This is a genomic window from Methylomonas paludis (assembly GCF_018734325.1).
GTDB classification, from domain to species: domain Bacteria; phylum Pseudomonadota; class Gammaproteobacteria; order Methylococcales; family Methylomonadaceae; genus Methylomonas; species Methylomonas paludis.
The window spans coordinates 3,379,183-3,393,918 of record NZ_CP073754.1 but is presented as its reverse complement, the minus strand read 5'-3'; the positions used below and the strand labels follow the sequence as shown (position 1 = coordinate 3,393,918).

Genomic DNA, 14,736 nt, shown 5'->3' with positions numbered 1-14,736 from the left:
GAAATAAAATTGACATTCTGTTTTTTTTAATTTTTCGGGTAGAATGGGGGGATTTTCATTGACAGTGTCCATGAAGACGCCGTGGCATGGTGCCCGGTGAGTAAAGTTTTCATCTATTTTAGAGTGTAACCATGACTGATCTATCGCTTTACAGAAACATCGGTATCTTCGCCCACGTCGATGCCGGTAAAACAACCACCACCGAACGGATTTTAAAGCTGACCGGAAAAATCCATAAAATCGGAGAAGTACATGATGGTGCGGCGACCACAGACTTCATGGAACAAGAACAGGAACGGGGTATTACCATTCAGTCAGCGGCGACTTCGTGTGAGTGGGACGGGCATCGCCTTAATATCATCGACACCCCGGGTCACGTTGACTTCACTATCGAAGTTTATCGTTCCTTAAAAGTTTTGGATGGTGGTATTGGTGTGTTTTGCGGCTCCGGTGGCGTTGAACCCCAATCCGAAACCAATTGGCGTTATGCTAATGATTCGGAAGTAGCCCGAGTTATTTACATCAACAAACTGGATCGTCTGGGCGCCGATTTCTATCGCGTCGTAAAACAGGTGGAAGACGTATTAGGTGCGCGGCCTTTAGTCATGAATCTGCCGATTGGTACCGAGGAAAATTTCGTCGGTGTGGTGGATTTGTTGACTCGTAAGGCTTGGATTTGGGATGACTCTGGAGATCCATTGAAATACACCATTCAAGAGCCACCAGCAGAATTGGTGGATCTGGTCGAAGAATGGCGTGAAAAACTGATCGAAACAGCAGTAGAACAAGATGACGATGCCATGGAAAAATATCTGGATGGTGTTGAGCCAGATCTGGCTACCATCAAAAACTGCATTCGTAAGGGCACTATTAATCTGGCATTCTTCCCTACATACGGCGGCTCATCTTTCAAAAACAAAGGTGTACAGCTGGTGCTGAACGGCGTGGTGGATTATTTGCCTAATCCAACTGAAGTCAAGCCTCAGCCAGAAGTTGATTTGGAAGGTAAAGAAACCGGTACCTTCGCAATCGTTGACCCTGCTAAACCATTACGTGCTCTAGCGTTCAAAATTATGGACGATAGATTCGGTGCACTGACCTTCCTGCGAATTTATTCCGGTCGTCTGGAAAAAGGCACCACGGTATTGAACACCTTTACCGGTAAAACCGAGCGTATAGGCCGGATTGTGGAAATGCATGCCAACTCCCGTGAAGAGCGTGATTCTGCCCAAGCTGGTGATATTGTTGCAGTTATCGGCATGAAAAACGTACAAACCGGCCATACTCTGTGCGATCCGGATAAACCGGCGACTCTGGAGCCTATGGTGTTCCCGGATCCGGTTATCTCTATTGCCATATCCCCAAAAGATAAAGGCAGCAACGAGAAAATGGGTATCGCCTTGGGCAAAATGATCCAGGAAGACCCTTCTTTCCGAGTTGAAACCGATCAAGAAAGTGGTGAAGTCATTATCAAAGGTATGGGCGAACTGCATCTGGATATCAAAGTTGATATTCTGAAGCGTACCCACGGTGTGGAAGTTAATGTCGGCAAGCCGCAAGTTGCTTATCGTGAAACCATTACCCAGCGTATTGAAGACAGTTACACCCACAAAAAACAATCTGGTGGTTCCGGTCAGTACGCGAAAATCGATTACATCATCGAGCCAGGTGAGCCAGGCAGCGGTTTTGTCTTCGAATCCAGCGTTACCGGTGGTAACGTGCCAAGAGAATACTGGCCTGCGGTAGAAAAAGGCTTTAAAGCCAGTGTGGACAAAGGTGTATTGGCGGGTTTCCCCTGTCTGGATTTCAAAGTTAATCTGACCGATGGTTCATTCCACGCCGTTGACTCGTCTTCCATCGCCTTCGAAATCGCAGCGCGCGCCGCCTATCGGCAAACTCTGCCTAAAGCCGGCCCCCAATTGCTGGAACCGATTATGAAAGTCGATGTATTTACGCCTGATAATCATGTTGGGGATGTAATCGGCGACCTTAACCGTCGTCGTGGCATGATTAAATCGCAGGATCCAGGTGTAACCGGTGTGCGTATTAAAGCCGATGTGCCACTGAGCGATATGTTTGGTTACATTGGTGATTTGCGTACCATGACCTCAGGACGCGGCCAGTTCTCAATGGAGTTCTCGCACTACACCCCTTGCCCGCGCAACGTCGCGGAAGAGGTTATCAAGGAAGTTAAAGAACGTAATAAAGATAAATAAGCGGTTATTCAAACTGCAGATCAAACCCGTCTGCAGTTTTACCCCGAATTTATAAAACTAACTCTTTACCTACTGTGTTTACAGTAGGAAACCATAATGTTTCCGCCATGCCCGGAAACGAGTTCATTTATCAGACCCTGGAAGAACACTATGGCTTTTGTAATCACCGAAAACTGTATCAAATGCAAATTTACCGATTGCGTTGACGTTTGCCCTGTCGACTGCTTTCATGAAGGCCCCAATTTTTTGGTTATCGATCCTGAAGAATGTATCGATTGCACCTTATGCGAACCCGAGTGTCCGGCAAATGCTATCCATGCCGAAGATGAAGTGCCGGAAGGACAAGAACACTTTATTGCACTGAATGCAGAATTGTCCAAGGTTTGGCCAATTATCACTGAAGTGAAAGATGCTTTGCCGGGTGCCGATGAATGGAACGGTAAAGCAGGCAAATTTGAATTATTGGAAAAATAAATCAAACTGCCATTACAGTGTGCCAGAAAAATAGCTTTACTTACTTCACTAAGTGAAGCTAGGTAGCAATAGTTACCTTGAAACAGTTCAATACTCACCCCCCCTCTGTTTAAAGGCTATGTTTGCGTTAATAGTTGATATGCTGTTTTGTGTCGTTTAGAGCAAGAAAACCGGCTATTTAAAGATGCCCGTAGCCTCAATGCAACGTAGCGAAATCGAGGGATTTGTAGCGTGGCTTTTATCAAGAGACCTTTATGTAGGGTGGCTTTGCCGCTAGGCAAGCCACCAAAACTTCGCGGGTATTTGTTGGGCTACTATAGCCTGCATCATCGTGAACCCCTCGATGCAACGCAGTGGAATCGAGGGGTTCGCAGCGTAGCCTTAATCAAATCAAGTTGACAGCGTAAATCTTTTCCAGCACCGCTGTTTAATCTTTCTGGACAAGTTGGTCTTCGTATTTTGTTCTATAACGCTGGAAGCTAATACTTTATAGTTTGCCGTGGACAATGATGGGAATTACCCAGTAATGTAAGCCAGAACCGCTAAATTCGGTTTTTAACCTATTGATTAATTCAGCCACACCCGATTTGTCTACATGGATTTGGAAGCTTATTTTGCGCTGACGGCCAGTGACTTGTTCGACCAGACTTAAATCTTGCAATAGGTGGTCATGGGCATTGCTAGAGAAGCTGGAAAACTTCAGCACATTGTCCAGGCCAAGTAGACAATCCACTAGTGTTTCTTCGAGACTGGGCGGTACATCAATAGTCAGTAAATAATCTTCATGTGTCATGACTCAAACCTCTCCAGCCTGACCAAAGCGTTTGTATAAAATGGGTAATAAAATTAAGGTCAAAAAGGTCGACGACACTAAGCCGCCGGTGACCACGATAGCTAAGGGGCGCTGAATTTCCGAGCCGGGGCCGGTTGCAAATAATAACGGAATCAAACCAAAGGCAGCAATACTGGCAGTCATTAATACTGGTCGTAACCGCCGAGCCGAGCCGGTAATGATGATGCGTGGCATTTCCATGCCGATAGCGTATAACTGATTAAAATAGCTGACCATTACTACGCCATTTAACACCGCTATTCCCAGTAGGGCAATAAAGCCTACCGAAGCCGGTACGGAAAGATATTCGCCGGACAATGCCAGGGCAAACACGCCACCTATCATGGCCAAAGGTATATTGGAAAGTACCAATATCGCTTGGCGTACCGAACCGAAGGTGGAAAATAACAGCAGAAAAATAATACCTAAGGCCATTGGAATCACCAAGGCTAAGCGTGCAGCGGCTCGTTGCTGATTTTCAAACTGACCGCCAAATTCTACCCGGAATCCGGTGGGCAGTTGGATATGGTCAGCGACTGCTTGGCGCGCTTCAGCGACAAAACTGACCAAATCCCGGTCAATGACATTGCTGCGGACTACTGCAAAACGTTGGCCTTTTTCGCGGCTGATAGAAACCACACCTTCCACAGGCTCAATTTTGGTAATAGCCGTTATAGGTAAATGGTTACCGTTGACCAAGGAAATTTGCAGGTTGTCAAAATTCGCCGTATTGCTGTTACCACGCAATAATAGCGGTGTACGTTTTATGCCTTCCTGAACAATACCAATTTGCAGGCCTTCGATTTGGGCTCTAAGCATGGTTTCGATACGGTTGCTGTCTAGGCCGAAACGACCGGCCATTTGTTGATCAATTTTAACGCGCAGAAATTGCATACCTTCATTTTTACGCAAAAACACATCGCTGGCCCCGGGGAGGGTTTTGAGCAATGCGGCAATTTCTTCGGCTTTCTTATTCAACATCTCCAGATCATTACCAAATAATTTGATAGCCACATCCCCTCTGGTGCCAGTCAACATTTCAGCAACGCGCATTTCAATAGGTTGGGTAAAACCATGCACTATCCCCGGCGTGTCTGCCATAACCTGCCGGATTTCGGCAATCAGCGCAGCCTTATCGGCAACATGCCACTGATCTTTGGGTTTGAGAACTAGAAAGGTGTCTGTTTCATTCAGTCCCATCGGATCTAGGCCAAGTTCGTCAGTGCCGACTCTGGACACCACTTTTTCGATTTCAGGAATGTGGGCCAAAATGTTTTTTTGAACTTGCCCATCCAGATGTATCGAATCCAGCAAGCTGATGGAAGGTAGTTTCTCCAATTGGACGATAATGTCGCCCTCATCCATAGTTGGCATAAAGGTGCTGCCTAACTGGCCGAATACCAGTAAAGCGGCAACTAATAAAAGTCCGGCCACGCTGAATACTTTTTTACTATTGGTCAGACACCAGTTTAACAAAGGTAAATATAGCTTGAGCAGTTGCCGGGGTAACCAAGGTTCTTGATGATCAACCTGTTTGAGTAGAAAAGAAGCCAGCACCGGTATGGCGGTCAGTGATAGCAGTAGTGAACCGGCCAGCGCGAAGACGATGGTGATGGCGACTGGGCTGAATAGCTTCCCCTCCAGGCCCTGCAGACTTAACAGCGGTAGAAATACGATGATAATGATTAAAATGCCGGAGGTGACAGGCACCGCCACTTCCCGTACGGCCCGGTAAATCAGGTGTAATCTGGGTAGACGGGCGGATTTAACTGGATCGGTCAATTGCGTCATTATGTTTTCAACCACCACCACGGCACCGTCAACCAGCATACCAATAGCAATCGCCAATCCCCCCAAGCTCATCAGATTAGCCGACATATTAAACAAATGCATCAAAATAAAAGTCAGCAATGCCGCCAAGGGTAAGGCGCAGGCAACCGTCAGCGCGGCCCGCAAGTCACCCAAAAACAGCACAAGCAATATCACCACCAGTACTGTGGCTTCAAATAAGGCTTTAATAACGGTATTTACCGCCTGGCCGACCAATACGCCGCGATTGTAAAACACTTTAAGCTTTACCCCAGGAGGGAGAGAGGCCTGTAGTTCCTGAATTTTTTGTTCCAGTTGAGTGATGGTTTGTCTGGCGTTGGCACCACGCAAACCCAATACTACCGCAGTAACACTTTCGCCGTGGCCATCCATACTCACGGCACCATAGCGGGTCAGTGCGCCAATTCTGATGTCGGCAATATCTTCGACTTTAACAGGTAAGCCATTCTGTTCGGCAACCACGATGTTCTTCAGATCCTGTTCGTTTTTGATTCTCCCTTCAACCCGCACAATGAGGGTTTCTTCACCTTCTGTAAGGCGGCCGGCGCCGTCATTTTTGTTATTGTTTTCCAGAGCAGCGACTAGTTGGGTAGTATTGATATTGCGTGCCGCCATACGGATATTGTCGGGTATCACTTCAAAGCTGCGCACCAATCCACCCAGAGCATTGACATCGGCTACACCTTTTACGGTGCGTAAGGCAGGTCGTATCACCCAGTCCAATAGTTCACGATGTTGCATCAGGTTTAAATCACCGCCTTCAACGGCAAACATCAGGATTTCGCCTAGTGGTGTTGTCATGGGAGCAATACCGCCGGTGACATCGCTGGGTAAATTGCCCCAGATGGCGTTTAAACGTTCCGCAACTTGCTGACGTGCCCAATAAATGTCAGTACCTTCTTCAAAATCCAGAGTAATATCGGTAATGGCATATTTAGCCAGAGAGCGTAGCATGGTTTGATGGGGGATGCCCAGCAGCTCAATTTCGATGGGGGCGGTAATACGGGATTCCACCTCTTCCGGAGTCATGCCATTGGCTTTAACAATGATTTTTACCTGTGTGGGTGATACTTCCGGAAAGGCATCAATAGGTAATTGAATAAAAGCGTAAATGCCGCCTCCAGACAAAAGCACAACGCTCAGCATGATCAGCAGGCGTTGGCTCAAGGCAAAACGAATCAAGCTGGCCATTAGTCGCTGCTCCCTAAGCCTAACCAGGCAGCTTTCAGGGCTACCGAGCCTTTGACGGCAATCAGTTCATGACCGGAAAATGGCCCGCTGATCAAGGAGTCACTATCCTGCTTGCCGGTCACGTCTATTTCTGTGACATAAAAGCCGTTGGTATTACGGACAAAAATATAATTATGCCCGGCATATTGGGCAATGGCGGAATTAGGCACTTTAAAATTATTCTCAGTGCTGTTCTCCATGATTTGAACATTGATGTTCTGGCCGGCTCTGAGGATATCGGTATGGCCTTCAATGACTGCTCGAGCCAGAACGGTTTGATTATTGTTGATGACACTTTGGCCCAATAAGCTGATTTTAGCGCTAATATCAGTATTTTCAATATGAACGCGATCACCAATAGCAATATTGCGCACACGCTCCTGAGGAATATTGATTTCCAGCCATAATTGGGTTAGATCGGCTATCCGATAGATAGCTTCCTGTATATTCAGACGCGAACCCACTGTTGCGAAACGTTCCAGTACCACGCCGCTGATAGGAGAGCGAAGTAGCAGCAAGCTGTTGAGTTTTCCAGTGTGAACCAAGTTCTGAATTTCAACCGATGACATACCGGCCATTTCCAGAAGCTGGCGGGCAGAGTCCGAGTGCGCAGTTTTGTTAAGATGCAGAGTTTCGGTTTCATGCCAGCGCCGGTCGGCAATCACCCCTTCTTCAAGCAATTTCTGATCACGGGAATATTCCAAATCGGATAATTTCAGATCACTTTGTGCTGTTAAATAATCCCGTTGCAGCGTAACCAATTCCGGACTATTGATAACGGCTAACACCTGATCTTTCTGAATAGAATCGCCGATATTGGCCAGCAGTTGTACAATCAGGCCGGGTTGGGTGCTGCTCAGCAAACGCTCATGGTTAGCCGGCACAACCACTTTGGCGGGAGCCGATAAGATAGGAACCTGATGGCTGACTGATAAAGGGCCGACCACAATGTCCAACTTATCAATTTGATTTTGGTTAATCAGAATTTGTTGATCAGCGGCGTTCAGCGTAACTGGACTCAGTAACAGTAATGTCAGGAGTATTTTTTTCATGGCAGTACGCCCACGGCCTGATTATAAAAGGCGATGTTGCGTTGTAACTTGACTTCCTGTTCTTTAGCATTACGGATGGCCTGCAAGCTGCGAGCTTGGATTCTTAGCAAATCCATTAAATTGATTTCACCAGCAGCAAAACTGGTTTCCATCATTTTTAAATGAGTTTCGGCAATGGCTTTCAGCTCATTATTGATGGTTAATTCTTTGTGAGAAAGCTCTAGTGCTCGTTCGGCTTCATGCAGGGTTTTTTCCAGGCTGCGCTGAATATGTTCGCGTTGCGCCAAAACCCGGTTTAACTCCAGGTGAGCGGCAGCAATTTCCGGAGCATCATAAGTGCTGTGGCCAAAGGGAATGACCACCCCGACGCCGGCAATCTGGTTAGTTCCGCCGCCTAGCGGATCATGTGTGCTGGTAGTGGATACATTAAATTTAGGCTGATTGATGGTATCTGTGGTTTTTGCCCATTCTATGGTCGCCTGCTTACGGGCAACGATGGCGTTAATGGCTTCTAATTGCGGATGATTAGGCAGAATTGTGTCTACCGTGCTGAGCTGTTCGCGGTAATTGCCGGGTATCTGGGTGATACGGGTCAAACTGGCATAGTTTTTCTGGGTGCGGATCAATTCCGCTTGTGCCTGAGTAAACAATGAGCGGTTTTGCAAATGTTCACTTTCGGCCAATAATAAATCAGCGCGGGCCAAATCACCCAATTCCACACGTCGCCGGACTTTATCCAGTAATTGCTGGGAAATATCCACAGTAAATTTTGACTGTTGTAAGCGGCTTTCCGCCAATGCAATATCCCATAGCGTTTCTCTGACCAGGCGAGCCACTTCCAATTTTAAAGCGCTGGATTGTTTGGCGGCAGAGGTATGAGCTGTTTCGGCAACATTTTGTGCGGCTGATTTTTGTCCCCAAAACCATGGCGTAAATTCAACCTGGGCTGTTGACTCACTATAGCCGCGATCTTTAGTAACTTGATCATTACTATAATCCAGTACAAGCTGGGTCGATCCTGCCAACCAACTGTCGCCTCTGACCTGTAAGGCATCCGCTTCCAGAGTCAGCGCTTCGGAAATTTTCAGGTCGGGATATTTTTCCAGAGTACCATCGACTAACTGGCTCAAGTTTAAATTGGCATCAACACTCAGTACATCGTGCTCTCGAAAACCGGGCTGTATATCGCTATAGGCTGGTGGGGCGGGGTTTTGCACCAAATCATCCGCATAGCATGCCCGGGCTGCCAATAGTAAAAGCACCGGCAGGCTGTAATTAATATGACGGCATCCGTACATATTACACTCCAAAACAATTAAAAACTTCAGGTACAGCAAGTGTTTATCCAAACAGACAAAGCGGAAAAAACAATGTGTATTTGCTGGTCGGTGGGCCGAAAAAGTGTGTAAACAACTCCGGCTGGCATCTAAACGCGACGTTGGGGTGGGCCGCGCGCGATGTTTTGGTACAGGAAAGGCTGGGCGATGGAATGGTTTAGCGCCGGGAGGCGACTCGGCACATGCCGATGGTATATTGCCGGAAAAACCGATTTTCCACTGAATAAGCCAATATCAGGGCTTAAAGTATCATGCAATATCGGCTGCTGGCGGATAGCCGAGCCTATATTGAAGACGCAATGGCCTAGATTCTGGTCATATCCTGATTTTTCTAGTGTGGCATGTGCCGGGCTAAAGTGTAGCGACTCAAACTCATAAAGATGCAGACCGTGTTGTTGGCTAATGCCGCCGCTATGGGCATGAACTAGTGGCGCGGCATATTGCAGCAACACCAAAAGTATAGTCAGAAATTGACGAAAAATTGCAACCATTTATTGTGCCGATTGTCGGAAGGATAGTCTTTATGTAAAGGCAGCAGTTGTACAGCGGACAATGAAGCGCTATTCTAATATATAAATGCTGACAGTAGTCCGAATAAAAGATGGCATTTATCCTTAAATCACAGGCAAATATAAAACATGAACAAAAAACTCGGAATTCTTGCAAGTTTTTTTATCGCCTTGAGCTTAATGCTCGGCAGTGTTAACGAGGCCCAAGCCAAACGCCTTGGTGGTGGTTCTTCTTTTGGCAGTCGGCCAAGTTACAGCCAGCCTTTTCAACGCGAAGCCAGTCCTGGTGGAATCAGTCAACCGCAGCGTTCCCCAAGTCAGCAACAGGCGGCCAGTCAAAATCAGACAGCCCGGCAAGGTATGGCTAGTCGTGGTGGCTTGATGGGTATGTTGGGCGGATTGGCCTTGGGGGGCTTATTGGGTTCGCTGTTTTTCGGCGGCGCCTTTGAAAACTTTAATATTATGGATTTTTTACTGTTTGCCGGGATTGCCTATTTGGCCTATCGGCTTTTTGCCGCAAAAGCTACCCGTCCGGCAGCGGATTTGGGTAATGCCTATAGTCGTCAGGCCTATCAGGAAACCAGTGTTCAACAGGCAGCGACGGCCGGCGGTGGATTTGATACCGATGTGATGTTTAGAAAAAGTCAGCATGTTGCCGCCAGTATTCCAGCTAATTTCGATCAGCGCGCATTTTTAGCTGGTGCGGAAAAAGCCTTTAGATATTTGCAAGTCTGTTGGGATAATCGTGATTTGGCGGGTTTGCGCGGATTGACCACAGATAAAGTATTTGTGGAAATTCAAGGGCAATTGACTGCTGCGGGGAATGTGCAGAACAAAACCGAAGTCTTGAAAATCGATGCTGAGTTGTTGAGTGTCCGTGAAAGCGGTGCCATTTTGGAGGCAGCTGTATTGTTCGATACTTTAATTCGTGAAGACGAAGGACAGGCAGAGCGAGTTCAGGAAGTCTGGCACTTTATTAAGCCGATCAGTTCCCAACAAAGTAAATGGTTTCTGGATGGTATTCAACAAGTAGCAGAATAATGCATAGCGACGGTGAAAACATTCGCCGCCGCTTTGACCGGTTGGCGCCCTGGTTTGATGTATTGGCCGCCGGTATGGAGGGCCTGTTTTTTCGTCGCTTGCGTAAAATCCTTTGGTCACAGGTACAGGGGACGGATATTGTCGAAATTGGGGTGGGTACTGGTAAAAACTTTGAGTTTTATCCGCAAAATGTGCGGATCACGGCGATTGACTTCAGTCCGAACATGCTGGCCCTGGCCAAAAAAAAGCGCGATAGAACCCAGCTAGCGGTCGAACTAACCTTAATGGATGCCCAGTCAATTTGTTATGCGGATAACAGTTTCGATACCGTAATTGCCTGCTTTGTGTTTTGTTCAGTGCCGAGGCCGCGCAAGGCCTTGAAAGAATTGCACCGGATTTTAAAGCCGGGTGGACAATTATTGTTACTGGAACATGTATTAAGCTCCAATAAAGTTCTGGCAAGCTTGATGAATCGGATTAATCCAGCTATCGTTAAATTATTTGGAGTTAACATCAATCGGCAAACCGTGAAAAATGTTCAGGCCTGTCCGTTTCAGAAAATTTATATAGATCCAGTCAGTACCGATATGATTAAGCTGATTAGGGCCGTTAAATAACTGCTCCGTTTCCTTTTAAATACCAAAAAGTCATGATAATCCTTCGCTTGGTTTGCTTAAGCCTGTTGTTATGCCCTGCAATCAGCTTGGCTCAAGTTAAAGGTTTGGATAAACTTGAGCACATTATTGTTATCTACCTGGAAAACCGTAGTTTCGACAGTTTGTTTGGCCTGTTTCCCGGTGCAAATGGTCTGACCAAGGCCCGTCATGCTCCACCTCAGGTGGATGCCAATGGTTGGCCGTATCAAAATCTGCCTCCAGTGCTGGACGGCAAAAACCGGGATTTACGTTTCCCCAATGAATTAGCCAATCAACCTTTTGATATTGGTCAGTATGTAGCGCCAGATGCCAAGCATGTCGATTTGACGCATCGTTTTTTTATCCACCAAATGCAAATCAATGCTGGTCGTAATGACCGTTTTGCCCAATTGTCTTCAGCTGGCGGTTTAACTCTGGGTTATTTTGATTTGTCAGGTAGCGCACTGTGGAATTACGCCAAAGAGTATACTCTGGCCGATAATTTCTTTCAGGCTGCTTTTGGTGGTTCCTTCCTCAATCATCAATGGTTGATTTGTGCCTGTACGCCGGAGTTTAAAGAAGCTCCTCCAGAAATGCGCCAATGGAAAATCGATGCCGTCACAGGTAGGCAGGTAAGCGACCCCAGTGTTACCAGCGATGGCTACGCAGTAGGTACCATACAGCCTTTTTATCCACCTTTTGCTGCCGATCACGCCGATAACCGCTTGCCGCCGCAATATCACGCTACCATCGGTGATCGACTTTCTGAAAAAAATATAACTTGGGCATGGTATTCAGGGGGATGGGATAATGCAGTGGCTGGCCTCGAAACTAAGGATGAATTCCAGTATCATCATCAGCCTTTCGGATTTTATGCCAATTATGCCCCGGGTACTGCGGCGCGTAATGAACACATAAGAGACGGCAGCAGGTTTTTTAACGATTTGCAACATGGTTTTCCACAAGTAGCATTTTTTAAACCAGTCGGTAGAAAAAATCAGCATCCTGGTTATTCGACAATTTTAGCCGCCGATCAGGAGGTCAAAGAACTTGTCGAAGCCGTGCGCCATAGTCCAATCTGGTCGAATAGCGCCATTATTATCACCTATGATGAATACGGCGGATTCTGGGATCATGTGGCACCACCCCGCATAGACCGTTGGGGGCCGGGAACACGAATTCCAGCCATTATCATTTCGCCCTACGCCAAGCGGGCTCATGTCGACCATACCCAGTATGACACCACCTCAATTCTAAAATTGATCGAAACACGTTTCGGTTTGGAACCGCTTTCAGATCGGGATGCCGGTGCCCAACCTTTGCTGGGCGCATTCGAATTTAAACGCCGTTAGGTTGATGCCGTTGCCGATAGTATATGGGCAGAGATGCTGTCAATAATAGAGAGCTCTGCCCACCTCAGATTTGAATAGCGAACGGTTAATTACGCCTACCTTTAGCCTAAGCCATAGCCTTTATGTCTGCCTATGATCGGTAGCCAAATAAAACCAGCTTAATGGCGAACCTAGATTTAGCCTTCAGCCTTGGCCTCCTCCTCATCGTGATGAGAGAAACGCTTACGTTCCTCGGCACTCTTACCCAGAATTTTTGCCATCCAGGGTGGTGGTGCGTCAAATACCGTTTGAAATTCACGTAATTGAGCCGTAGCCTCAATGACATCCGGTACTTTAATAGGATAGATATCAGCACGGATAACTTTTGCCGCCGCCGGACCACCGATAGATTGGACGAATAATACCTGACAGTCTTTGATCAAATTGGTACGGAACAGATTTCTGTCGTCAGCACTATCAGCTTCCACCGTGGAGCGGATGTCGATCAGTTTTATTTCCTGCCGACTTAATTGATAAACCAGAAAGCGAATACAGGAACCAAAATGCCCATTCAGCAAAGCGCCGCTGTTGGAAGCAATCGCTACGCGGATCGATTCGGGAATATCGCCTTCTTTGTAGGGTTGGGCTTCCGGTAAGTCAATATCGCCTTCTTCTTCACCCCACAGATAACGAACTGCCAGTTTGATATTTTCCAGGCCTATGCCTATGTCTTCGCCATCCTCTTCGCCGTCCAGACTGCCTATACCGGTTTTGAGATTGGTGACGGTGATGGATTTGAGTTTTTCGTCGTCCAGTGGAGAGCCGACTTTACCGTGAATGATACCAATCAAGCGCGGTACATCGACCCCGGGTAATACTCTTGAGGCCAAGGCAATGCGTAAAGCCAGTTCTCTTGATAATTGATGCATAAGCTCACCTTTAAGCTGTGTGATGTTGCTTCCAATCGGCGTAACCGCCGGCCAAGCTATAAACCTGTTGAAAACCGAAATCGCCGAACATCTCAGCCAAATGTTCACTTGAGTGACCATAATAGCAATAAATAAGTAACGGCCTGTCTTTATCGCCCTTCCGGATCAGGCTGTCACGTAATTGCTCATGGACATGCATGGCATTCTCTATATGCCCGGCTTTATAGTCTTTAAGCTCCCGGCAATCCAGAATCAGCGGCTGTTGCTCGACTATCAGTTGTTCAGAATCAGGAACCGAGATAGTTTTAAATTTTTTCATACACTCCTCTTGGGCTGATCGGCGTCGCCAGTTCTAGACTGGTCCAACGCTGGCGTCTTTTTTAACTTCGATAGTCTGACTTAAGGCTTCTTCAAAGCTTACCGGTGCAGATTTAATCTTAAAGCCTTTGGCGGCCTCAAACATGGTAATAACTTTGTCTTCAGCTGTCTGACCTTTCAAATCGGATTTTTCGATATAAAGAGCTTCCAGAGTTTCATTCCAAACCATGCCTTCCTTGTAAGGCAAAAGTCTGAAATTAATGCCCTCATAGTTAATTTGCAGCGGGCTGGCAATGTTTTCAACATAAAACAGAGTGACCGTTTCCGGACTTAGTGCCGCCTGATATTTTTCAACAAAAATTGGTATATGCTCCAATTTAAAAAATAAGCCGTTGATAAATAATATCTTGTCGCTATCTGCCAATACGGCTGACTGATTGATGACCATCTCTGGTGTTTTGCGATCACGGATATTGGTCGAGCCTTCCCGTAATGCGCCTTCGATTAACACCAGGTCGCCGCGAAAAGCCGACAGTCCAGGTTTCGTTGTTTTGCCGACCAAGGTGGTAATCCATAACAACCCTTGGCTATCATATGTTTCAAGTAACATCGGCTTTAATCCCCTATAAAAAATGTTGAAAGTGTTTATATGCAGATAAGCAAAACACTTGCCAGTATGGGTTGTTTTTAATTAAAGCTATATATAGTAATGGCTTATCGAATTTCCAGGTGATGCAGGTATGATGGTAAATTCAATTTTCCAGGATTTTTACCAGCAAATGTCGTAAATCCGACAATTTTCGGAAGACAGAAAATTGAATTTTGTCGGCTTTGATACCGGCAAAGATTTTCGGCCTGTTTTAGTCTGAAACTCGCTATCAATCTGCAGGATTTTCTGCTTTGAAAAGGGCCAACCAATCAGCTATCCAAGCGGATGTGTTAGTCAAGATATGCGATCAACTTCTCAAGCAACATTTTAATCAGGTAAATTGCCAAACTATG

The 14,736-nt window shown here is 46.5% G+C and carries 13 protein-coding genes; 5 read left to right on the top strand and 8 right to left on the bottom strand.

Features of this window, described 5'->3' with window-relative positions:
- The first annotated feature begins 131 nt into the window (after positions 1-131).
- Both fusA and fdxA read left to right on the top strand, forming a co-directional pair.
- Positions 132-2,216 (top strand): elongation factor G, encoded by a 2,085-nt coding sequence (fusA, locus tag KEF85_RS15485; protein ID WP_215582115.1) that lies wholly within the window; start codon positions 132-134, stop codon positions 2,214-2,216.
- Between the two features lie 150 nt (positions 2,217-2,366).
- Positions 2,367-2,690, top strand: a complete 324-nt coding sequence (gene fdxA / locus KEF85_RS15480) for a ferredoxin FdxA (RefSeq protein ID WP_215582114.1) — start codon at positions 2,367-2,369, stop codon at positions 2,688-2,690.
- Positions 2,691-3,177: 487 nt separating this feature from the next.
- On the opposite strand, the gene KEF85_RS15475 is transcribed toward fdxA, so the two are convergent.
- The 5 genes from KEF85_RS15475 to KEF85_RS15455 all read right to left on the bottom strand — a co-directional run bounded on the left by KEF85_RS15475 (position 3,178) and on the right by KEF85_RS15455 (position 9,462).
- Entirely contained in the window at positions 3,178-3,483 is a 306-nt protein-coding gene (locus tag KEF85_RS15475) for a DUF3240 family protein (protein WP_215582113.1), read from the bottom strand.
- Between the two features lie 3 nt (positions 3,484-3,486).
- Complete coding sequence (locus KEF85_RS15470) at positions 3,487-6,543, bottom strand: efflux RND transporter permease subunit (RefSeq protein WP_215582112.1); 3,057 nt, start codon at positions 6,541-6,543, stop codon at positions 3,487-3,489.
- Positions 6,543-7,634, bottom strand: a complete 1,092-nt coding sequence (locus tag KEF85_RS15465; protein WP_215582111.1) for an efflux RND transporter periplasmic adaptor subunit — start codon at positions 7,632-7,634, stop codon at positions 6,543-6,545. The genes KEF85_RS15470 and KEF85_RS15465 overlap by 1 nt, the downstream gene beginning before the upstream one ends.
- Positions 7,631-8,932, bottom strand: coding sequence for a TolC family protein (locus KEF85_RS15460; RefSeq protein ID WP_215582110.1), 1,302 nt, complete (start codon positions 8,930-8,932; stop codon positions 7,631-7,633). The genes KEF85_RS15465 and KEF85_RS15460 overlap by 4 nt, the downstream gene beginning before the upstream one ends.
- Before the next feature lie 128 nt (positions 8,933-9,060).
- Positions 9,061-9,462, bottom strand: coding sequence for a hypothetical protein (locus KEF85_RS15455; RefSeq protein ID WP_215582109.1), 402 nt, complete (start codon positions 9,460-9,462; stop codon positions 9,061-9,063).
- A gap of 147 nt (positions 9,463-9,609) precedes the next feature.
- Between KEF85_RS15455 and KEF85_RS15450 the strand changes: the two genes are divergently transcribed.
- Genes KEF85_RS15450 through KEF85_RS15440 form a run of 3 tightly spaced genes read left to right on the top strand, consistent with a single transcriptional unit; the run spans position 9,610 to position 12,508 of the window.
- Entirely contained in the window at positions 9,610-10,521 is a 912-nt protein-coding gene (locus tag KEF85_RS15450) for a Tim44 domain-containing protein (RefSeq protein ID WP_215582108.1), read from the top strand.
- Positions 10,521-11,138 carry a class I SAM-dependent methyltransferase gene (locus KEF85_RS15445; protein ID WP_215582107.1) on the top strand — a complete coding sequence of 206 codons (618 nt, stop codon included), beginning with the start codon at positions 10,521-10,523 and terminating at the stop codon, positions 11,136-11,138. The genes KEF85_RS15450 and KEF85_RS15445 overlap by 1 nt, the downstream gene beginning before the upstream one ends.
- 32 nt (positions 11,139-11,170) lie before the next feature.
- Positions 11,171-12,508, top strand: coding sequence for an alkaline phosphatase family protein (locus KEF85_RS15440; RefSeq protein ID WP_215582106.1), 1,338 nt, complete (start codon positions 11,171-11,173; stop codon positions 12,506-12,508).
- 176 nt (positions 12,509-12,684) lie between these two features.
- On the opposite strand, the gene KEF85_RS15435 is transcribed toward KEF85_RS15440, so the two are convergent.
- The 3 genes from KEF85_RS15435 to KEF85_RS15425 are packed head-to-tail and all read right to left on the bottom strand — an operon-like array spanning position 12,685 to position 14,344.
- Entirely contained in the window at positions 12,685-13,416 is a 732-nt protein-coding gene (locus KEF85_RS15435) for a dinitrogenase iron-molybdenum cofactor biosynthesis protein (protein WP_215582105.1), read from the bottom strand.
- 10 nt (positions 13,417-13,426) lie between these two features.
- Positions 13,427-13,735 (bottom strand): rhodanese-like domain-containing protein, encoded by a 309-nt coding sequence (locus KEF85_RS15430; protein WP_215582104.1) that lies wholly within the window; start codon positions 13,733-13,735, stop codon positions 13,427-13,429.
- 33 nt (positions 13,736-13,768) lie between these two features.
- Entirely contained in the window at positions 13,769-14,344 is a 576-nt protein-coding gene (locus KEF85_RS15425) for a hypothetical protein (RefSeq protein ID WP_215582103.1), read from the bottom strand.
- Positions 14,345-14,736 lie beyond the last annotated feature (392 nt).